18 protein-coding genes are annotated in these 21,160 nt (G+C 44.2%); 11 read left to right on the top strand and 7 right to left on the bottom strand.

What is annotated here, in order from left to right; translation table 11 throughout:
- Positions 1–122 precede the first annotated feature (122 nt).
- The 8 genes from VNM22_07110 (at position 123) to trxA (ending at position 8,007) form a co-directional block, all read left to right on the top strand.
- Positions 123–2,240, top strand: a complete 2,118-nt coding sequence (locus VNM22_07110; protein ID HWP46916.1) for an FG-GAP-like repeat-containing protein — start codon at positions 123–125, stop codon at positions 2,238–2,240.
- Positions 2,241–2,409: 169 nt separating this feature from the next.
- Positions 2,410–4,035 (top strand): hypothetical protein, encoded by a 1,626-nt coding sequence (locus VNM22_07105; protein HWP46915.1) that lies wholly within the window; start codon positions 2,410–2,412, stop codon positions 4,033–4,035.
- 457 nt (positions 4,036–4,492) lie between these two features.
- A complete protein-coding gene (locus VNM22_07100) occupies positions 4,493–4,846 on the top strand; it encodes a hypothetical protein (protein ID HWP46914.1) in 354 nt (117 codons plus the stop codon).
- 143 nt (positions 4,847–4,989) lie between these two features.
- A complete protein-coding gene (locus VNM22_07095) occupies positions 4,990–5,340 on the top strand; it encodes a hypothetical protein (GenBank protein ID HWP46913.1) in 351 nt (116 codons plus the stop codon).
- A gap of 150 nt (positions 5,341–5,490) precedes the next feature.
- Entirely contained in the window at positions 5,491–5,841 is a 351-nt protein-coding gene (locus VNM22_07090) for a hypothetical protein (GenBank protein HWP46912.1), read from the top strand.
- A gap of 46 nt (positions 5,842–5,887) precedes the next feature.
- The gene (locus tag VNM22_07085) at positions 5,888–7,300 is read left to right on the top strand and encodes a glycosyltransferase family 4 protein (protein HWP46911.1); all 1,413 of its coding nucleotides are present in this window, start codon (positions 5,888–5,890) and stop codon (positions 7,298–7,300) included.
- Positions 7,284–7,619, top strand: a complete 336-nt coding sequence (gene queF, locus VNM22_07080) for a preQ(1) synthase (protein HWP46910.1) — start codon at positions 7,284–7,286, stop codon at positions 7,617–7,619. Before VNM22_07085 ends, queF begins: the two co-directional genes overlap by 17 nt.
- Positions 7,620–7,671: 52 nt before the next feature.
- Positions 7,672–8,007 carry a thioredoxin gene (trxA, locus tag VNM22_07075; protein ID HWP46909.1) on the top strand — a complete coding sequence of 112 codons (336 nt, stop codon included), beginning with the start codon at positions 7,672–7,674 and terminating at the stop codon, positions 8,005–8,007.
- Positions 8,008–8,334: 327 nt separating this feature from the next.
- Here trxA and VNM22_07070 read toward each other — a convergent pair whose 3' ends face one another.
- Entirely contained in the window at positions 8,335–8,970 is a 636-nt protein-coding gene (locus VNM22_07070; GenBank protein ID HWP46908.1) for a hypothetical protein, read from the bottom strand.
- 299 nt (positions 8,971–9,269) lie between these two features.
- Positions 9,270–11,762: a type II secretion system secretin GspD gene (gene gspD, locus VNM22_07065; protein ID HWP46907.1), complete on the bottom strand. Its 2,493-nt coding sequence runs from the start codon at positions 11,760–11,762 to the stop codon at positions 9,270–9,272.
- Positions 11,763–12,333: 571 nt separating this feature from the next.
- Between gspD and gspE the strand changes: the two genes are divergently transcribed.
- On the top strand, positions 12,334–14,058 hold the full coding sequence (gspE, locus tag VNM22_07060; protein HWP46906.1) for a type II secretion system ATPase GspE: 1,725 nt from the start codon (positions 12,334–12,336) through the stop codon (positions 14,056–14,058).
- Complete coding sequence (gene gspG, locus VNM22_07055) at positions 14,055–14,546, top strand: type II secretion system major pseudopilin GspG (GenBank protein HWP46905.1); 492 nt, start codon at positions 14,055–14,057, stop codon at positions 14,544–14,546. The genes gspE and gspG overlap by 4 nt, the downstream gene beginning before the upstream one ends.
- Before the next feature lie 134 nt (positions 14,547–14,680).
- On the opposite strand, the gene VNM22_07050 is transcribed toward gspG, so the two are convergent.
- The 5 genes from VNM22_07050 to pilM all read right to left on the bottom strand — a co-directional run bounded on the left by VNM22_07050 (position 14,681) and on the right by pilM (position 19,754).
- Complete coding sequence (locus tag VNM22_07050; GenBank protein HWP46904.1) at positions 14,681–15,310, bottom strand: Ig-like domain-containing protein; 630 nt, start codon at positions 15,308–15,310, stop codon at positions 14,681–14,683.
- A 72-nt stretch (positions 15,311–15,382) separates the two neighbouring features.
- Positions 15,383–16,228, bottom strand: coding sequence for a right-handed parallel beta-helix repeat-containing protein (locus VNM22_07045; GenBank protein HWP46903.1), 846 nt, complete (start codon positions 16,226–16,228; stop codon positions 15,383–15,385).
- Positions 16,229–16,264: 36 nt separating this feature from the next.
- Positions 16,265–17,242 (bottom strand): hypothetical protein, encoded by a 978-nt coding sequence (locus tag VNM22_07040; GenBank protein ID HWP46902.1) that lies wholly within the window; start codon positions 17,240–17,242, stop codon positions 16,265–16,267.
- Positions 17,243–17,382: 140 nt separating this feature from the next.
- Positions 17,383–17,943: a type II secretion system protein GspM gene (gene gspM, locus VNM22_07035; protein HWP46901.1), complete on the bottom strand. Its 561-nt coding sequence runs from the start codon at positions 17,941–17,943 to the stop codon at positions 17,383–17,385.
- A gap of 68 nt (positions 17,944–18,011) precedes the next feature.
- A complete protein-coding gene (pilM, locus tag VNM22_07030) occupies positions 18,012–19,754 on the bottom strand; it encodes a pilus assembly protein PilM (protein HWP46900.1) in 1,743 nt (580 codons plus the stop codon).
- A gap of 221 nt (positions 19,755–19,975) precedes the next feature.
- On the opposite strand from pilM, the gene VNM22_07025 reads away from it, so the two are divergent.
- Positions 19,976–20,965, top strand: coding sequence for a hypothetical protein (locus VNM22_07025; GenBank protein HWP46899.1), 990 nt, complete (start codon positions 19,976–19,978; stop codon positions 20,963–20,965).
- Positions 20,966–21,160: the final 195 nt, after the last annotated feature.

The raw sequence follows: 21,160 nt of genomic DNA, 5'->3' as shown, positions 1-21,160 counted from the left end.
TCTGGCTCAGGATTGTTGGAATCAATTTATTATAAGTAAATTTACTCAACAAGAACTGGGGTTCCAGAGGCCGGTATCCCTGTGTCTCTAGGGTGAATAATTAATAAATTGAGTTGGCTTTTATGAACAAGAAGTTTATTTTATTTCTCTTAACAGGTATCTTGGGAGTTGCCTCTTGCTCAAGGAGTACACTGGAAGGTAAAGAATCCAGCAAGGCACAATATCCATCACCTCTCTCTTCTTCCCAAAAACGGACTTCCTCTCCAGAGGAACAACCCGTCCAAAGTACCTCTATAACTCCTTCCCTAGGAAACCTCCAGGAAATTACAGATACCCTGGTGTCTCAAATTCGCTCAAGACTTCCGAGTCGGGAATCTACGGCAACAGGGTTTGTTGTTTCTGTTAGGAATCAGGAAGTTTACATAGATTTAACCGCTAAAGATGGAGTTCAGATAGGTTCGAAATTAAAGGTATATCGCGAAGAAGAGGAGTTGAAACATCCCGTTACAGGGCAAACTCTAGGGACGCCCAAACGGAACATTGGGACTCTTCAGGTAACCCAGATAGAACAGAACTATTCGGTAGCTGCCATTTTATCCATCGAAAAAGGTCAGACAATCGAGCCTAAAGACCGGGTTGAACTCCTTGCGGGTAAAATGACCCTGGCCCTTCTTCCCTTCTTTTCTCATTCCATCAGGTTATCTTCGGTTGATTTTACACCTCTGCAAAGAGAGATAGCCGCGAAATTGCAGATGGCCGGAGTGGTTGAGGTCATCCAGGGAGCAGAGGTTGAAAAGGCTTTGAAGGAAAAAGGGATTCGTCCTGACCAGATTCTGGATCAAAAGGGTATTAAGGAACTGGCTGAACAGCTAAAATCGGCTTATCTGTTGGATGGGGTAATTCAGCAGGAAGGGGAAAAGTGGATTTTAATGAGCCGGCTTCTTTCTGCTCAGGATGGGACTACGATACTGGAGGCTTCTGTACCCTTGGTTCTTACTGAACAGATTGCTACAGAAGGACACGGAGAAGCAGAAACCCAGAAAGGCGAGGACCTTTCTCCTGCTTCTGGGCCTTCCCAGACTCAGAAAGCCCCTGAGAGAAAATCTGAGCTGTCTGGTTCTTCGGTAAAGCCTCAAACGCCTGGACCCTCTAAACAAGATTCCCGCAAAGGAGGGGAGATAGAGGAAGTTGGTCGCAGTCAGGCCTTCCCCTTTGGAATCCGTGGATTGGATGTGGGAGATTTGTACGGAGATGGTCGTAAGGAAATCGTTATTATCGGACGTAATTCGGTCCAGATTTATCGATTGCCCGAGTCCTTTAATGGAAATCAGATTGAATTGGAAGAACTTTATATAGACCGGGGACCTGGGGAAGCCAATTATATCTCTGTGGGGGTTGGCGACATTAATAAAAATGGAAAGGATGAAATCTTCGTAACCGATTTGAGGAAAGGGCGATTAACTTCTTTTGTTTTAGAATATCAACAGGGAGAATTTAAACGGATTGCCCAGGACCAAAATCTCTATTTCCGAGTTTTGAAAAACCCAAAGGAACCTCCTCAGCTTTTGGCCCAACATCTGGGAACCGACCGACCTTTTTTTGGAAACCTGATGATCTATGAATGGCGGGATAATCGTTACCAGATGACCCGTGATCTCTCTCTGCCGGGCAAGGCAGATATTTATGGATCTATATGGTTTAACCTGAAGGATGGGAAGGACCCTGAAGTTCTCTTTTTAGATGAGGAGGATCATCTAAAGTTCTATGGAACGGGAGGAAAGCTTATCTGGAGAAGTAAGGAATTCTATGGAGGATCTCGGCTCGAATTCCTCCAGACCCGGGACCAGGAAACGGCAGATACCATCTTGCAGGTTAATGAAACAAGGGAAGGTTTTCAGGGAGTTTGGCGTCTGACGGTTAAAGAAAAAATTTTGACCGAAGATCTGGATCGGGATGGGATTCCTGAGGTAATTCTACGGAAAAACATCGCTCCGTTTCGCCCACTCCGAGGGGCTGTGTCCTATCAAAAAGGACAGATGGCGGTTTTAAAATGGAATGGTATCTCTTTTCAAGAACAATATGCAACCCCGGTCCTGGATAGTTATATTTCAGATTATCAGTTAGTACCCGGAGAAATAGCCGGATCTGATCTGCTGGTCGTAGGACTTAATCAAGATGAAGGCTTTTTCCTTCCCAATCAGCAGTCTTTGATTATGTTTTTTAAACTCAAAGTTTCTTAGAAAGAGGAGGTGATTAAAAAACGGGATAAGTAACGTAAGGATAAGCTTAGAGCCAGTTAGATTTATCAGTTTTTAGGTTGTTGAAGTTTCATAGTAGTTGTTTGACCAACTCTGGGTAGTTCGTAATAATAGTTAACTTAAATTTCTAAGGAAAAAAGGAGAGGTCATTATGAAAGCTTTAAAACTGTATCTAGCTTTAGCCCTGATAGTCATAAATATAGCCATATTCTTTCCTTCTAAATCCTTTGGTGTGGAAGTGACGTTTAGTGGAGATTTTAGAACCAGATGGTGGTTTCTCGATCTGGATTTCAACAGGAATAATGATAATACCTTAACCGTTTTTGACTTGAGGTTTCAATCCATTATGACCGCCAAGGCCAGTGACAATGTAAAGGCGGTATTATTCTTACGAACCAATGATAACGGTGTTGCAGGTAGCAGTGGAGACTTTGGCGAATTCCCCGGTTTTGGAAACCTGGGGGCCCAGGAAGTTGGTGCCGGTGGAAACATTATCGATTCAAACGGGCATCCTGTAATCGGTGGTAACTGGAAAGGTCGTGGTTTTGGTGGGGATAGTGTCAATATTATCACCCAGGAAGCTTATGTGGATGTAAGAATCCCACAGATTTCTCCACACCTGTCCGTTATTGCCGGAGTTCCCGGGTTTGATCTGGGACCCAATCACCTGGTTGTAGGTTTTGTGGATGCTCCGGGTACCAAGATCCGAATTGACGTACCGGATAAATTTGATGGCTATTTCTTTACCATGAAACTTCAGGAAGGAGGTCTCGGGACCGATTTTGATGCCGATGCTTATGGTTTTAACGCCAGCATTCCGGTTAATCCCAACCTGACCATTGGAGGGTATGTGATCTACGAGCTTAACAAGAGCGGGATCAATGGGAGTGCAACCTTTGATGGTTTCGCTACGGCACTCGGGAAAAGTGGTGATACCCATGTGGGTGGTCCGCCAGCAGCCGATGGTGGTTTTGGCCCCAGTCCTACAGGGGATCCCAGATTTACGACCTTCCCCAACGGTCTCCCCGGTACGGTTCAAGATCCTAATTTCTTCGGTTTCTACGGAGGGGATAAGGTTACCACCACTTGGTTTGACCTCAATGTCGTAGGTAAGTCGGGTGGTCTGAATTATATTGCAGAAGGTGTAGTCTCTACCGGTAAGATAAAAGATCAATTCCGCGGGGATGTGGATCTGAGGGGATTCGCCCTGGATGGTACTGTTTCCTATAATCTCACTGCTGCCAAAGCTAATATAGGTGCAAAGTTTACCTATGCCAGTGGAGATGATCCCAAGACCCGGGATAAGAATGAAGAGCACCAGGTCATCAACTCCGATTATATTTATTCTCGACTCTTCTTTGATAACAGCGTAAACGGCTTCACCGGCCACGGCAACCCGGCTAACTCCATTGTATTTAAGCTCTTTGCCTCGGCGGAACCCTTTGCAGGAACGCCCCTTCGACTTGGAGTAGAATATCTGAACATTCGAGCGGTAGAAGATCACTTCTTTGGGACCCAGAGTATCTTTGGAGGTCCTCGATTCTTTGATGGAACTGAAGATAAATCCATTGGCAATGAAGTCGATTTCTACTTCACCTATCGCATTAACGACAACACCGTACTCAATGGTGAATTTGATTTCATGGTCCCGGGTGAGTATGTAACCGGAAAAAGCGGTGTGTTCTTAGATCCTCTGACCGGTCAATTTGTCGATAACAGTGCTGCCGGTGATGACACGGCTATTAAGGGTGGTCTATCCATTTACTATACCTTCTAAAAATTATCTCTAAAGCGTAAAATGGGCAGATGCCTGGTTTTGTCCCCCAGGTACTGCCCATATCCTTGGGTTACAAAGGCTCATCCCGGTGATAAAAAAATCTGTACCCATACGATTTTCACGCTTTGTGGCGACCTAACAGGTCATGACCGTTTAGTAGGTAGAAGAAGAAACACCTCCCTCACGCCCCATCCTTCTCTCCCAACTTGGGAGGGGGATTCAGTAGCAGCAACCCTCTGTTAGTCCCCCCCCCCCTGGAGGGGGAGGATGGGAGGGTGTTCAGACAGAAAAAGTGACACCTACTAAATTGGTATAGTTACCGTAAAAAATTTTGACTTGACAGGTAGAAATCTTCAGCGTAGTCTAGTACTTGTAAAGTAAGTAAATAAAGATGTTATAGAAGGTAAATCCTTCACCCTATCATGACTTATCTGGGTCTAAATCGGAGGTATAAATCATGATGTTTGGTTTTAAACAGACTTTAGCGGTAGGAGTTGTGGTTCTTCTGATACTTACAGCTACGGTCGCCCGAGCAGCGGAGGAGAAACAGTCCATTACGGGGCATATCTATTGTGTCCTGCCGACGGCTGAAGGAGTAAAACTCGAACCGGGGGTTTGCCCTGGAGGGGACCATCCCCATGTTCTTAAAACAAAGGATGGTAAGTTGGTTCTTTTGCAAGAGTCTTCTCTCCTGAAAGATATCCCCAAGCTTACAGCGGAAGAAAAGAAAAATGTAACCATTGAGGGTAAAATGACCGGTAATACCACTTTTACCCCAGAGGCCGTTAAATGGCCATGGCTCAACAGGTAGTTTGAAATGGATAAACTTAAAAGCCTGGAGAGGATGGAAGAGAATTTCTGATAGGCTTTTTGGTTTATCATCTTATAAAGACCTAACAGATCCTGAAGATAAGAAGATTTTAGGATCTGCTACAGAATTAGGGAGGGTTAATTATGTTTTATCGTAATTCCTACATTATTGCTTTTGCAGTCATTTTGCTCGTGCTGACAGCAGGTCTTGTCGGAGCTGCGGAGGAGAAGAAAGAAGAAGTGGTTCAAGGACATGTTTATTGTGTATTACCGACGGCGGATGGGGTAAAACTCGAACCAGGTGTCTGCCCGGGAGGTAAGGACCATGGAGCCCATGTGGTCAAAACCCCGGATGGTCAGCTTATCCTCTTGCAAGAAACCGAGGCTCTGAAAGATTTACCGAAACTTACTGCAGAACAGAAGAAAAATGTAACCATTACGGGTAAAAGAGAAGGTCCTACGGTTTTTACCCCGGAGACTCTTCGGGTAAGATAAGGAGTTTTCTTTTAAAGCCTGAGGAAGCCTGAAAGTAGCCGAGAAGAGGGGTGCTTTTGGGCTTTTCTATTTGTAGGTGTTTAAGAAGAGTTAAGGTATAAGGTGAAAGGGTTCATTTAACTTTATTTAAGGAAATACAGGAGGTGACGTATGGTGTTCAGGTCTAAGCAGATTATATCGATGCTGGTAGTTGTCATGTTAGTCATTGCGGCGGGAAAAACTATGGCAGCAGAAGAAAAAGAAACCATCAGAGGGAAACTCTATTGCGCACATTTGGAAGGAACCGAGTTAAAACTCGAGCCGGGGGTCTGTCAAAAAGAGGCCAAGAACCGTTTCCATGTTGTCAGGACCACAGAAGGCAAAATTATCCTCCTGCAAGACTCTCCCCTTATGGCAGCCGAATTGGAGAAGCTTAAAATTGAACGTACCGATGATATTACCATTACCGGTCAGAGGTCTGGCCCTACGATTTTCACTCCAGAGACTTTACGCGTGAGATAAGAGGAGGGTAAAGATCCCCCGCCGAGGTACTAACCCTTTTTAAGGGATGCCTGAAGGATTGTTTATAACCCTTCAGGCTTTTTTGTTTAAAAAACCTGAAATGGCCAAAATCCTCATTATTTCTCCTATTTCTATCGGTGCGAATATGACCGGGCCGGCCATTCGCTATTGGGAATTTACCAAACAGCTTGCCTTGAAACATTCCATCTTCCTGGCTGCCCCAACTCTGGAAATATCCTCCCTTCTCCCTCAATTACCTCTTACCGTCCAATTATACCCATCTGAAAAAAAAACCCTGGAATTTCTTGCAAGAGAAGCAGATGCCATCCTCCTTCAAGGCCTGGTGAGCTATCACTATCCTTTCCTCCTTAAACAAAAAGCTCCGCTCATTATCGATTTGTATGATCCGGTATTCCTGGAAAACCTGGAAATTTATACGAATCTGAAGGAAGGAGAGACTTTGGCTCTCCACAATTTCAGCTTAGCAACCCAAATTCAGCAATTGCAGCATGGGGATTTTTTCCTTTGTGCCAGTGAAAAACAAAGGGATTTCTGGCTCGGGATGTTAGGGGCTTTTAATCGACTAAATCCGGTAACTTATCAGCAGGATAAAACGTTTCGTCGGCTGATTGATGTGGTTCCTTTCGGTATTCCTTCATCTCCTCCACGACTCTCCAGGAGGGTGCTTAAGGGAGTTTATAAAACCATTGGAAAAGACGACTTTGTAGTTCTCTGGGGTGGCGGTCTCTGGAATTGGTTTGATCCGATTACCTTGATTTACGCCATGAAACGCATTTGTGAACAACGAAAGAATATTAAACTTTTCTTTATGGGGGTTAAATATCCCTCCCTGGAAGTTTCCGAGATGAAAAAGGCTCGAGAGGCTATAGAACTGGCCAAAAGTTTAAATTTATATGACCGGTTTGTTTTCTTTAATGATTGGGTTCCCTACCAGGAAAGGGAGAATTACCTTTTAGAAGCAGATATCGGGATCAGTATCCATACCCATACTATTGAAACCGAGTTCTCTTTTAGAACCCGAATTTTAGATTACATTTGGGCAGGTTTACCCATTATTGCCACCCGAGGAGATCTGTTAGGCAGTTGGATAGAAAATAACCGGTTGGGTCTTCTGGTAAGTCCTGGAGATATTGAGGAGTTGAAACAGGCCATTCTTCGAATGGTAGACGAACCCTCGCTGCGGGAGCACTGTAAAGCCCAATTGTCCCAGATAGCTCCTCAACTCAGATGGGAAAAAATTATAGCCCCCCTGGAACATTTTTGTGAAAGGCCGGAAAAAGCGCCGGATAAAATTCTCAGGGGTCAACTTCCGGCTTATCCCACCCTTTCCAGACCCCTTGGCTATTATGCCAAAAAGTTGTTATATTATTATCGTACCGGAGGAGTTCAATACGTGGTAAAAAAAATAAGGAGATTGATCCATGCTAGAAACCTTTGAAAATCAATACAAAGGACGAGAATATACGGTCTCCATGATCTGTCCTGAATTTACTTCGGTATGTCCAAAAACCGGACAACCGGACTTTGGGACCATCAAAATTGAATATGTCCCTGACCAGAAATGCATTGAACTCAAATCCCTGAAGCTTTATCTTTTTTCTTATCGAAATCAAGGGATTTTCTATGAGCATGTTATCAATAAAATTTTAGATGATCTCGTCGAAGCCTGTCAACCTATTCGTATGACAGTTGTGGGGGACTTTAATGTTCGAGGTGGAATTAAATCTATTGTCACTGCAGAATATAAAAGAAAGTAACCGGCAATTGTCCATAGGGAGTTATTCGTTGTTAATTTAAAAGGAGGAGGATATGAGTGATAAAATTGTAACCTTGACCGATGCCCGATTTAAGGAAGAAGTTCTCGAATCGAAACTTCCTGTATTTGTAGATTTCTGGGCACCCTGGTGTGGACCTTGTAGAATGGTGGCCCCCATTGTAGAAGAATTGGGTGAGGAATACAGTGGCCGGGTTAAATTTGGGAAGTTAAACGTGGATGATAATCCCATCACGGCCCAAAGTTATGGAATTGTCAGTATCCCGACTCTGATGATCTTTAAAAATGGCGAGGTGGCTGAACAGCTTATCGGAGCACATCCCAAAAAACGTATTAAACAGGCCATTGAGGAAGTCCTGGCAAACTCTTAAAGAGGAAAGACAATAAAGTCAGGGAATTCAGTTCAGGTCTTGACCGTCTAAAGGGCCTGGCCCTCTCAAAAATCCCGGAGAAGCATTCAGTACCCGGCTAACCTTCAGAAGCCCAGGCAGGTAACCTGTTTGTAAGCCCTGACAGCAACCAGAGGAAGTGTAAATAACCATCCCATCAAGCTCCAATAGGACGATGGCGTATGGAATCTTTACCGAGCGCTCCTATGGAGCTTGGATGTTTCTCTGGCATGGGGTCCTATGGTTTGTGTTGTGAGCTATAAACAGGCCATCCCTGCGGGACTTTACTCCTTTATCTTTCATAAATTTTTAAGGGGTCGGAGTCGCCGTCGGTGAGGCTGTTGGAAGGGGATTTGGAGTGGGAACCGGTGCAGGTCCTACCCCTCCTTGATCTGGGAAATTACCAAAGGAAACATTAATTGAACCGCTGGTAGATATATCATTGCCAAATCCGTCTTCTCCAAATAAAGTAATGGTTACCGTCGCAAAAATTTCCCCTCCCTCTCTCAATTCTACCAGTGGAGAGCGGTTCTTATCAAAAGCCCTTACAATAACGATATTGGTGGAGGCTTCGGTGTTGGGAGCCAGAAAGAGATTCATGGTTCCATTAAACGAAGCCGGAACCGCACCCCCATCGGTACGAAAATAATCAACCCGATACTGGTTGAGAACGATATTGTCCAAAGGACCCGGTTCAAAGGGCGTTGTGGGACCATTCTGATCCACGGACTGACTTCGGACGGTGACGGTGGCTACGTCATCGGTTAGAAAGCCATTGGTCACTACATCGGATTGAAGAGGAACCTTGCCGGATGTATCGGTAATGGAAACCACGGTTACCTGGGAAGAGGTAAAGTTATTTTTCCCACCCGGTTTTCCACAACCCATCAGGAGTTTGGAAGCAAGAACCAATAAACAAAGGTAAAGGAGTAATTTTCTAAACATCTTCTAACACAGATTTGTAATTAAACGTATAAAATATGCAGGCTCCTGGATCCCTCAAGGGAACGCCAATGGTAACTGTAACAATTTAGTAGGGGTTACTTTTTCTGTCTGACTACCCCCCTGACCCCCCTCCAGGGAGGACTTCATCAGCAGCAACCCTATGTCAGTCCCCCCTGGAGGGGGGTCAGGGGGGTGTTTCTTTTTCTACCTAAAGTCAAACGAGACGTTTAACCTACTAAATTGATACGGATACCTTACAATGACAGGTTATGTTATGAAATACCGTTGGATATAAAATATCATTGTACAGGAGTCTGTGAAGTTTCGTTTTTCAATTTTAAGAAATTAAGGATTTTAGCTAAATCATTCTCGTTGCTTTTATCAAAAAACTTCTGAAGGGCCTGGATCTTTTGTGAAAATTCATAGGTCATTTTATCTCCATCCCGGACGGTGTCGAGTACTTGAGGAGTAACCAAAATAAGCAATTCGGTTTTACTAAAAGAAGCATTTTCACTTTTGAATAATCTTCCCAATAGAGGGATTCGGGACACTCCGGGAACCCCCTGCTCGTTACGATTTCGATTCTCCCGGATGAGCCCTCCGATAATAAGAGTTTGTCCATTCTGAGCCACTACAGAAGTCGATGAATTACGTTTTCCGAAGGAAGGGGATCGTGTATCTCCAAAAGAAGCAGATTGCACATTACTGACCTCCTGCTCGATATCCAATACCACGGCACCTTCTTTATTGATACGGGGAGTTACCCGTAAAATAATCCCTATGTCTCGATACTGAACCGAATTAATGAATTGATTGGTCACAGTCCCTTCAGCCCCCGTGGTAGGAACGGTAGAAACTCCCGACAAAATAGGTATTTCCTCACCCACCTGAATCGTGGCCTTCTCATTATTCCGTACCAGGATATGGGGATTCGATAAAACTTTAACCCTGTTCTCTGTAGCCAGGGTCCGTAATTGGGCTGCAAGCCTTCCGGCGGCTTCGAGAACATAGGTAAAACCTGTATTGGAGGAAGTTACATCCGGGAATACCGTTCGACTCTGGGATTGAAAAGAATTGGTTTCTCCCCCTATGGTCAGTTGGTTCTGGCCCAGAAGAGTTCCTTGAATGCCGAAGAGGGTACTTTTATCCAGGCTAACTTCGACAATGAGGGTTTCTATTAAAACCTGAGGCGGCCTGAGGTCCAGTTCATCGAGAAGTTCTTTAATCGCCTGGTATTGGGCCGGAGAGGTACGAATGATTAAAGAATTCGTTAGCTCATCTGCTACAATCAAGACCTCTCCCTCTCGTACAGCGGAAGGCTGGCCCTCGGTAGGAACCGAAGGTTGCCCCGGTTGGGGTGTACGGGGAGGTTGCCCGGGCTGACCGGGTTGGGTACCCGGAGGTTGTACCGCCGATCGCGGGGTAGGCCGTTCCTCCCTTCTCTGGGTGGTCGTGGGCGCTGTCGTAACGGTGGCCCGCTCTCCGGCTTTCCCTCGATAAAGCTCTTCCAGAACTTTGGCCAGATCAGCAGCCTTCGAATGTTTTACGTAATAGATATAATTACGACGAGCCACTTCTTTAGCCGGTTGATCCAGAATTTTAATCCATTCCCTCACCAACTGGGTTACTTTTGGAGAAGAAGTAATAAGCATGAGCGCATTATATCGAGCTATAGGAACAAATTTGGTGACCATTCCCCCCTGTCCGGCTGCAGCGGCTCCATCTGGAATAGCCGATAAAATTTGTTCCAACTCTTTAACCAAATCTTCTAGCGTCACATTCCGGATATAGAAAATCTCAATTTGAAGTCTCTCGTAAATATTTACATCGATCTGTTCCAGAATATCCAGTAATCTCCGAACATTAGAGGCTAAGTCTGTAATGATAAGGATGTTAGCTTTGGGATAGGGATGAAGATTACCAGAGGTCTGGGAGATAAAAGGTCCCAAGACGTTCATAGCTTCGGCAGGTGAGATGTACTTTAAACGAACGATATGGGTAACGACCCGATCTCCGTCCTTGACCTCTTTCCCTGTCTCTACCGGGATTGTTTTCTGCCGGGCTATGGCAATAGGTACAACTTTATAAAACTGTCCCGATTTAACTACCGTAAGATTATTTACCTCCAACACAGACTCCAAAACATTAAAAACATCTTCCCTGGGAATACGTCCCGTAGTTATAATACTGACTTTTCCACTCACACCAGGAGATAAGATAAAATTCTGACCAGTAAGTTCACTGACCGTATCGATAAAGTCTTTAATGTCTACATTGTCAAAATTAAAAGCTACCCCCCGATCCTCTACAGTACCTGCTTCTTTTTTAGCTGCTTCGGATGGGGAAGCCGGTTGGGGTTGGGCCGGTTGGAGTTGAGCCGGTTGGGGTTGAGCCGGTTGGGGAGAAGGAAAGGGTTCAACTGGAGGAGGAACTTCAGGGGTCTCTAACTGTTTTATTTTAGGTTTCATCCGATCTGCCGGAGAAGGTCGGGGAGATTGGGAAGCTTCAGACAATAGGAGGGAGGGTTCTTTATTTTCTGTAGGGTTCTTTAGAGTTGCTGAAAGTTGTTCCGGATCCAATTGAGAAAGAGCCGCCGGAATTCCATGGGGAGTTTCGGGATTTGATTTTGAAGGAGTTGATGAAGAAACTTGCGGAGAAGAGGCAGAAGTTTTTTCCCTGGCAGGTAAGGAAGTTTGGGGTACTTTTTGAGATTTTGTAGTACAAGAAGTACTTAAGGAAAGGAGCAGTGTTAAAAGGATTAGTTTTTTCACGTTCATTTCCAATGTTGGCATAAGAATCTATACTCTAAGTCCTTTTCGGGATGATTCAGTTCTTACTTTATAAAAACCTTATGTTAGACGGATTTTATAGAGTTGTCAAGGAAGAAAATGTAGAAGTTACCGATTAGAGGTAAATGGCAAATGTTTTGAAGGGAATATCATCGAATCAAAAAAATACTTGAAATCTATAGAACTGTTCATATAATAGTTGGTATTAATCGGTCTGATACCCTTTCCACATTAAGACTCCGCACAAACCGTAGAGGGCATAGCTGTTGTGGCTCTACCCTCAAACTTAATAAAGGGGAAAGTCTGGGTGCTTTAGAGGGTAAGGTTTTTTAGTAATTGGGAGAGATTCTCCCTCCTGTTTCTCTGGGATATCCCAGGGGAGGAGAAATCTTACTCTAAAATCTCCTTCCCTGGGAAGTGAGGAAAAATTAAAGCAGAGGTAATTCGGTGAGGGCCATGACCTTAAACCTGCTACAGAAAGGGATCAGGGTGAGGATGTTTTCTCAAGGATCATTTTTTGTCAGGGCGTTTTTGAACGGTAGACCGTATCTCCGATCAAAGGCAAAAATTTTTTATGATAGCTGGATCTTCTAGGAAATCCTTAGAACAGGTTTTATTATCGGAAGGCTTTCTTGAAGAAAGGGAACTTCGAGAGGCCTTAGCAGAACGCGATAGAAGCGGAAAGCCTTTAGAGGAAATCCTGGTAAGTATGGATTTTCTCTCTCCTGCGGCTTTAATCCGAGCTAAAAGCTCACAACTCGGAATTCCTTACCTGGATCTTAATCAGTATAAAATACTTTCTCCTGTTAAACTTCCGCTGAGTCCTAAGTTTATGAAGCAGTATAAATTCTTTCCACTCGAGGTCGTGGGAGACAGTCTAAAGGTTGTGATGGCGGATCCTTTTGATTATTCGACCTTAGAGGCTATCCGGTTTTCTTCGAAATATGATCCAGAGGTTTACATCTGTGAGGAAGAGGCAATTTTATCCGCCCTGGAACGGTGCTATGGAGACAATGCTTCCAGGGTTGGAAAATTTATAGAAGGGATTGGAGAGACTGAAGAGGGTACGGCACCGGGGAGTGAGGATGATACCGATGTCGATCATTTAAAAGATCTGGCTCGGGAAGCTCCTATCGTAAGACTGGTTAATCTCTTAATTGATCAGGCCATCGAGAGCAGGGCCAGTGACATTCATATCGAATCCTTTGAGCGGGCGCTTCGGGTCAGATATCGTATCGATGGGTTACTCTATGATCGGGAAAATATCCCGAAACGACATAAAGCGGCTGTGATCTCACGGATTAAGATTCTGGCTAACATGAAAATCGACGAGAAGAGGCTTCCACAAGATGGACGTATCAAATACAATTATATGGGGAGACCCATAGATCTTCGGGTTTCGACTCTTCCTACTCTGCATGGAGAAAGCGTGGTCATTCGAATCCTGGACCGGGAGAGCATCCGATTAGATTTGGAACAGTTAGGTTTCTCGCCGAAGTCCTTACTTGCCTTTAAAAGTCTCATTGAAAAACCTTATGGAATGATTCTGGTAACAGGACCTACCGGAAGTGGGAAGACAACCACCTTGTATGCAGCTCTAAGCCAGATTAACAGCCGGGATCGTAAAATTATTACCATTGAAGATCCCATTGAATATCAGTTGGAAGGGGTTAACCAAATGCAGGTCAATCCTAAAATTGATTTAACTTTTGCCAACGGATTACGTTCTATTGTAAGGCAGGATCCCGATGTGATCATGGTTGGCGAAATCCGAGACCGGGAAACGGCAGAGATTGCTATACATGCTGCTTTAACCGGACATCTGGTCTTCAGTACCCTTCACACCAATGATGCTCCTGGAGCGATTACCCGACTTTTGGACATGAATATTGAAGGCTTCTTAATAGCCTCTTCGGTCATCGGGGTGCTGGCTCAAAGACTGGTTCGGGTAAATTGCGAGAATTGTAAACAGGCCTATCTGCCGACCGAGGAGGTTTTAAAAAAAATGGAATTAACCCAATTAACCCGAGGTAAAACCACCGGTTACGCCACTTATCGAGGTAAAGGTTGTGAAGAGTGTGGGTTTACGGGTTATAAAGGGCGTATTGGAATCTTTGAACTCATGGTCATCGAAGAACCTATCCGTGAACTCATCGTGGAAAAAGCTCCCAGTACGGTTATTAAAGAAAAGGCACGGGCTTTAGGCCTGGTTCCCCTTCGAGAGGATGGCTGGGAGAAGGTAAAACAAGGCGTGACCAGTATTGAGGAAGTTCTACGTGTTACCCAGGAGGATATATGATGACATGGCCGATAAAAGTGTTTACTCTACAGATTTTTTATAGATTAAAAAATTTCAAGTTCCAAACCTTAAACCTCAAATCTCAAAAGGGGTTCAGTTTGGTGGAGATCATTGTGGTCATCACCATTATGGGGATTATTGCGGCCACGGTACTTCCCAGAATTCTCGGTAGAACCGATCAGGCCAGGCAACTGCGAGCTAAAAATGATATCAACCAGTTGGTTACGGCAGTCAAGCTATTTAAACTGGATACAGGCCGTTATCCCACGACCGAAGAGGGGTTAAAAGCCCTCAGGGAGAAACCTTCCGACGCCGATAATTGGAGAGGGCCCTACCTGGAAAAAGAGTTGGGGAAGGACCCCTGGGGACAGGATTATATTTATAGATATCCCGGCGAACATGGAGATTTTGATATTCTGTCCTATGGTGCGGATAAACAACCGGGTGGAGAGGGCTATAACCAGGATATTGTAAGCTGGAAGGACTAAAATTTAAGAAAAACGACGAAGCAAAGGCTTATAACCGGGAGAGTAGAAATTGAGGAGCGAAAAAAGTTTTATCTCCGGAGTTTGAAGGTTTGAACAGTTCTCCAGGTTTAGGAAAGCTCCCTCTGAAAAGAAGGCTAAGGAGTTCGTGTAGGGGTGGGCGTAGGTGTAGGCGTAGGAGTGGGCGTAGGCGTAGGGGTTCTGGTTGGTATGGGAGTTGGTGTAATAATGGGTGTTGAGGTAGGAATGGCTGTAGGAGTTCTGGTGGGTGTGGGAGTTTCGGTAGGCACTGGTGTAGGCTCACCGGGGGTTGGTTCAACAAATTGGATCCGTAATTTAATAGAAGCTGTAGCCTTACCCGATTGAGCGGTGACCGTAGCCGTCCCACTTTCTGTAAAACCGGAGAGAGTAACCGTAGCCGTCCCCCCTTGAGTGGTTACCACATTGCTACTGAGAGTGCCAAAGGTTGTTGTAAAGATAACTACGGTTCCATCGATAACGGGATTACCTAATTGATTGAGAACCAGTGCCGTAATCGAAAAGCTGGGAGAACTTCCCTCGGTGGCCGTGATACTGGGGGGGCTTGCAAAAAGTTGAATAGACGCAGCCCCCTCCCCTCCTAAACTTGCACTTCCGGCAGCAGCCCCACCCGGCTGAGTGGGATTTAATTCTTTTTCCCCACATCCCTTCGCCAGTACGGCCAGGACCAACAGAAACCAAATCGTGGTTCTGAAAATAAAACGATTCCGATTTATATTCGTTTCCAACGGTTTGAGACCTCCATAATGGATCACAAGGATACGGTCAGTCCTCCCTTATGAAGGGGGTTAACGAGGCAGTTAAAGCCCTCCACCTGGAGCCGCCAGTTGTGCACATTCCGAGCAATTAAAACAACTTCCGAACTGATTCCCATTTCCTGTCGGATTGGTATGAGGCCCTAAACAAACAATATCAAAATTGCCCACACTTCCATTGGCCTGAATTTTATTTCCTGTGAGCAAAGGGGCTGAAAAACGATCAAACCCCCGAATAGAAATCCCGTCTGCTCCGTTGTTTTGTATGATATTGTCTAATATCGTCGGGGAGGAGTTGTCAAGGGTAATTCCATCCGTTTTATTGTTTAAAATGTTATTTCCTCCTATCACCAATCCCGAAGTATCCTCGACCAGAACCCCCTCTTCTCCATTATTCGTAATCTGATTGTCACTGATTAACCCGGTAGAGTTCTCTACTTTAATTCCTGAGAGGGTATTCTGGTCTATTTCATTACCTGTAATGGTCATGTTGGAGTTCACCAAATAAATCCCTGAAGAGGTTCCTCCCGTAACGGTAAATCCTTTGATAGATCCCTGACTGGTTTTAAAGATAACGAATCCTTGAATGATACTCGAGCCACGTCCGGCTCCCAGGAGGGTTATAGCTTTGGAATCGATGGTGAGATTTTCTGGATAGAATCCAGGGGCAACCCGAATCGTATCTCCACTCCGGCTTTCATTAATAGCCTGCTGAATGGTGGCAAACTCTGAAGGAACATTTAAAATTCGAGTAGGTCCTATAGGATCTGAAGAAGTTGTTTCTGAATTACACCCGGAGAGCATCTCCAACAACAGACACCACACCAGGATCCATCGCATTTCGTCCTTCTCCATCTCCCGTTGTCCTTTGTCCCCAGTGTATCTCTTCATACCTGATGGGCCATGAACAACAGGTCATGGGTTCTTTTATTGATGATATCTTGGAGGAATGACAATAGGTGTCGGCACAGGATAGGGAATTCCTCCCGGTACGTTAGGAGATATTCCATTGGGCAACACCGGAACCGGCGGCGAGACATTAGGTATTCCCGAGGGTATCCCGGAAGGCCCTTCTTCTCCCTCCTCCGTATCTTGAAAGTCCTGGTCCAGCTCCGGCTGAGGTTGCTGGATGTTATATCCTTCCTGTCCCGGCGGAATGATATAGGGATTTGCCGGTTGAGGAATTTGCTGCCCTGGATTGGGATAAGGCAACGGTCTTCCTCTATTAATTCGGTTGGGAGTCACCCCGGGCATAATGGGAGTGGGTATAACACCTGGCTGTATAATGGGTTGCTGAATATTCGGTTGTTGCATTACCGGTTGTTGCATTACCGGTTGTTGGATAGGAGGTGTTCCAGCGTTTTTCTTGGGATTGGGTTCCCAGAGTTTAATGGAAAAGTCCTTCCCTTGCCGGGATAACGTCACCTGACTTCGTTTAATATCGGTAATCTTATACCCGTCGACTTCTTCATTCAGGTTGTATTTTCGAGGTTTTTGCTCGGACTTACTCTGAATCAAGGCATACATATTTCCATCTTCTCGACTCGTCCCATAAAAAACCACGCTGGGAGGGTTGATAATCTCCGGTTGAGGCGTAGGAGTCGGTTGAGGGGTCGGAAACGTAGCAACCTGAGGAGCCGGAGTTGGTGGAGGGGCCTCTGCAAGTTTTTTCCGGGTATGGTGAAATAAATTTTGCTCCTCTATCACTTCATAATCTGAAAGGGCCAGTTTAACCTTTCTGGCTATTTCCGTTTTTTCTATCTTGGTCGGAAGGTTCCTCTCTTCTAACTTTTCATCTTTAATAAGCTCAGAGGGCCACCATACTTGAGCGGCTTTAACGGCAGCATAGGAAAAGACAACAAGAAGAAAAAGATTCAATAAAGTGATGTAACTTTTCTTTAACATCTTATTTTTATTTGGATAACCTTTCTGTAGCCACAAAAACACCCGACCATTTCAAATTAAAATTTATTTTTGTCACCGACCTCGGGGTCTTTGTAGCCCCAAGTGCCTAGCCTATAAAATGGTCTTCCTGGTTTTCAGATCTAGGTTTTTTTGGCTATTCCCGCTATGGTCAAATCTACAAAGATAGCCCGTGCATTAATTTCATCATGGACTTGAATCTGCATTTCGGAAATTTTTAATAACTTGGTATGATTCTCCACCTCATAAAGGAAACGAATGAGTTTGTTTACATCGGTGGTGAATTGAATATTAACGGGAATTTTGAGGTACATCTTTACGTCTTCAGTCTTTTTGATAGGATTCTCCCGTTGTATTTCTATACCAACTTTAGCGGCTACTTCCCTTAACAGCTTTTGAAGTTCTGAAGCAGCTAGAGCCGGTTCTGAACCGGAGAGAAAGCGTTTATCCAGATCTTTTAACTGATCTTCCGCCGCTTTAATCTCTGCTTCTAATTTTGGTTTCTCTGCAACCATCCGTTTGTATCGGGTCAAAATCTCCATGTTGGCCTTCAATTCCCGTTCTACTTCCTGTTGCTTAGTTAAAAACGGCTCCAGGAAATAGGTATAGCCAAAATATCCTACAGCCAGGATCCCGGCCAGAATAAATAATTTTTCTCTCAGGATATAAGTTCTTTTTTTCATTCTACCTTGTATCAAACCCCCTGGAAAGTGGTAAAACCTCGGTGAATTTAACCGTAAATTTCAGGTTCCTACTCCGTCAGGCGGGCAGGTGAAGTATTCGGTTTATTCACCGGATTAGAAGTCAGGGTAACGGATCGATCTTCCTTATCTTTTTCAACTTTCTTACTGGATTTTTCATGGGAGGTTTCTTCTGAAGTCTTTTGCCGCTGTTTGAGTTTACTGATTTCCATGGTCATTTTAAAAGTTTCTGTATCCTGCCGGATGGTTTGAATGGGTTCTGAAAAGCTGGGTTTTTCAAAAAGAACCGAATCTGAGAAAAGACGAATAAGATCCGAAGCCTGACCTCCTTTGCTATGATTACTATATCCCCAGATATCAACCTTGGTGTCTACAACTTTGATCCCTTTTAGCCAGGCATATTCCGGAGTTTTCAAAGTCAACTCCTTTAAAATATCCAGCATACTGGGGCCCTGGTTTTCTATATTGGCCAATGTTTCGATCTGCTCCTTTAAACCCCTGAATTGGTTCTTCATCTCAATGGCAGATTTTACTTGAGGTTCCATAGAGATTATTTCTTGTTGAACCCAATGAAGCGCTTTTCTATCTTTATAACACTTACCCAGATAAGTTCCTCCCAGCAGAAGGAATATGAGAGTAACCAGAGTTGCCGTCAGATAAAGTTTGGGGGGTTTCGCAACTTCTAGAAATCGAGGAAAGAGGTCTAACCTAAAATACTCGGCTTCTGTATCTTTTAAGGTAAGTCCTGCCTTAGAACAGAGGAGAGCCATTTGAGGACTCTTCTTAACTTTAAGAATCCGAGAAAAGTCTGCAACCTCCACGGGAATATCCAGGTATTGCCTAAAGACAGGTTCAAGTTCTACATCCAGGATTCTCGATTGAATAAGGATTAATTTTTCAACCCGCCCCTTTCCCATGAATTCGTGCTTTAATAAAGCTTTACCCACTTCGCTGATCACCCATTTTATAAAACTTTGAAGAAGATAATCCCCGTTTTCTGCAGGTAATCCGGTGGTTTCCTGGGATTCAGACAATGGAGGGACATCTCCCAGGTTGATCCAATGATCAAATTCTTCATCGATTTTCTCCGGCTTACCGGGCATCTTCTTGAGAAGTTCCTGCCAGGGTTTTTCCCGGATCGGAAGGATAAAGGAATTTTCCAGATTTTTACCACACAAGAAATTAACTTCTATATGATGGGGAGTAATATCTACAATCCCTATGGGAGAAGGGGAGAATGATCCATCAACGGGTTTTATCTCGCCTGCATATTGAGTTAGCAGGAGATTCAGAAGGGAAAAGGAAGAAACAAAAACCGCCGTGGGTTTAACCTTATCAGTTTTAACAAGGTCCAGGCAGGCATCCACCAGGTGTTTTTTTGCCGCAACCAAAAGAACCCGGGCTTCCTTCTCATCCCGATTCAAAGCTTGAGAATCATAATAGATATCCGATTTGGAGAAAGGAATATGCCGCTCGACTTCATAACTCAACATTTGTTCGAGATCTTGATCAGAGAGTGAGGGAAGTTTAAGATATCTAACCAGGACGGTATTCCTTGGGATCTCCACAATAACCTCCTCAGATTTAGACCCATATTGGTGCAAGAATTCGGTTAATTTCTGGTAATCTTCAGGACCTAGCGTAACCGATTCATCCAGAATAAGAGAGGAGAGGAAAAGGGAATCTATAATTTTAACGGTATTTCCCTTTCTTTTCCAGTAAAAGGCCGTTAAAAGGCCATCTTCAAGACTTATCCCGAGACCCTTTTTATTTGGATAGGTAGAACGTGCCATATAAATAATTTATTTACTTTCCAAAACCTGATTTATATTTATAGAGGAGAACAATAAAAATATAAGAAAGAATCATAAAAAATGAAACAGTTATCTGTCAAGAATAACCTTAGCAGAAGTTATGCCAAAATCCTTGTTTGCCAAAACAAGCGAAAATAAAGTAAATAACCGGGAACATAATTTGCAAATTTTCGTCCTCACAGGGAGGTGAGGTGTTAAATATGCAGTCTGAGTCGGGGGTGGCATTAATTATCTCTCTTCTGGTGGTAGTCCTGCTCATGGTCATGGCTTCTGAATTCTCCCATTATGTAGGTACTGAATTGAATGTGGTCACCAATTTTAAAGAGGAAATGGAGCGATACTATTTAGCCGAAGCCGGAATTCATCGAGCTTTGGCAGAAATCGGCGGGGAAGTGGATTTTCACTATCTGGATGAAAACGGGCATCTGAAATTTGGTAAGCTGCGGGATCAACCTCAACCGGAGGAAAAATCCGGGAACGCATCACAGGAAGTCAAGACCACAGAGAACTCCTCTGAGATTCCCTTGGGGAAGGGAACTTTTTCGTACACCATCGAAGATGAGGAGAGAAAATTGAATATTAATTTAGTTAGCCGTCAGGTTCTCGTAGAACTGCTTACCATTTCGGGGGTGGAAGATCAAATGATCCGGGATACCATTGCCGATTCTATTATTGATTGGCGAGATCCCGACCATAATCACCTGCTAAATGGGGCTGAAGATGATTACTATGAAACGCTGGATCCTCCCTATGAAGCAAAGGACGCCAACTTTGATACCATCGAGGAATTACTTTTAGTTAAAGGGATGACCCGGGAAATTCTGTATGGGACCGATCCGAATAGTCCTTCCCGGGATAAAGGTGAAAAAAAACCTACCTATACGGGAATCGCTCAGTATCTTACCACGGATAGTTCGGGGCAGATTAACATCAATACGGCCAGTGAGCCCGTTATCCGTGCCAGGTATAAATCAAAAACTGCAGACCTTCTCCTGGATGAAAGAAAAAAGGAAGGTTATTTCAAGCAACCTAAGTATGCAGGTATTGTAAAGTCTTCCCATTTTACTATCCTGTCTACCGGCAGGTTGAAAAATGATTCCGTCGGCCGCACCATTAAAGCGGTGGTGGAGTATGTGAATCCAAATTCCGGATTTAAGATTCTTTATTGGAATGATAATTTTCAACCGTAAAGTGTCCAACAGGATGGGTGAGTTATCACTGTCCTCAACCTCCCGGATCCCAAACCCAAGAAGGTTCTAAAAATGCCCATCAGATACCCTTCCAGATTTTTAAAAATCCCGGAGGGATCTGATAAGGATCTCAGATAATCTTGAGAGACCTTGAGGACAAGCACAAGACCTGTTCTTGCTTTAAAACTTTATACT

The sequence above is a fragment of the Candidatus Limnocylindrales bacterium genome, assembly GCA_035559535.1.
Taxonomy (GTDB): domain Bacteria; phylum Moduliflexota; class Moduliflexia; order Moduliflexales; family JAUQPW01; genus JAUQPW01.
The sequence above is the reverse complement of the archived record's forward strand: the minus strand, read 5'-3'. Positions and strand labels throughout refer to the sequence as shown.

Coding starts and splice junctions, on each gene's coding strand:
- VNM22_07110 (HWP46916.1), top strand. CDS start 123: ATGAACAAGAAGTTTATTTTATTTCTCTTAACAGGTATCTTGGGAGTT.
- VNM22_07105 (HWP46915.1), top strand. CDS start 2,410: ATGAAAGCTTTAAAACTGTATCTAGCTTTAGCCCTGATAGTCATAAAT.
- VNM22_07100 (HWP46914.1), top strand. CDS start 4,493: ATGATGTTTGGTTTTAAACAGACTTTAGCGGTAGGAGTTGTGGTTCTT.
- VNM22_07095 (HWP46913.1), top strand. CDS start 4,990: ATGTTTTATCGTAATTCCTACATTATTGCTTTTGCAGTCATTTTGCTC.
- VNM22_07090 (HWP46912.1), top strand. CDS start 5,491: ATGGTGTTCAGGTCTAAGCAGATTATATCGATGCTGGTAGTTGTCATG.
- VNM22_07085 (HWP46911.1), top strand. CDS start 5,888: ATGCCTGAAGGATTGTTTATAACCCTTCAGGCTTTTTTGTTTAAAAAA.
- queF (HWP46910.1), top strand. CDS start 7,284: ATGCTAGAAACCTTTGAAAATCAATACAAAGGACGAGAATATACGGTC.
- trxA (HWP46909.1), top strand. CDS start 7,672: ATGAGTGATAAAATTGTAACCTTGACCGATGCCCGATTTAAGGAAGAA.
- VNM22_07070 (HWP46908.1), bottom strand. CDS start 8,970: ATGTTTAGAAAATTACTCCTTTACCTTTGTTTATTGGTTCTTGCTTCC.
- gspD (HWP46907.1), bottom strand. CDS start 11,762: ATGCCAACATTGGAAATGAACGTGAAAAAACTAATCCTTTTAACACTG.
- gspE (HWP46906.1), top strand. CDS start 12,334: ATGATAGCTGGATCTTCTAGGAAATCCTTAGAACAGGTTTTATTATCG.
- gspG (HWP46905.1), top strand. CDS start 14,055: ATGATGACATGGCCGATAAAAGTGTTTACTCTACAGATTTTTTATAGA.
- VNM22_07045 (HWP46903.1), bottom strand. CDS start 16,228: ATGAAGAGATACACTGGGGACAAAGGACAACGGGAGATGGAGAAGGAC.
- VNM22_07040 (HWP46902.1), bottom strand. CDS start 17,242: ATGTTAAAGAAAAGTTACATCACTTTATTGAATCTTTTTCTTCTTGTT.
- gspM (HWP46901.1), bottom strand. CDS start 17,943: ATGAAAAAAAGAACTTATATCCTGAGAGAAAAATTATTTATTCTGGCC.
- pilM (HWP46900.1), bottom strand. CDS start 19,754: ATGGCACGTTCTACCTATCCAAATAAAAAGGGTCTCGGGATAAGTCTT.
- VNM22_07025 (HWP46899.1), top strand. CDS start 19,976: ATGCAGTCTGAGTCGGGGGTGGCATTAATTATCTCTCTTCTGGTGGTA.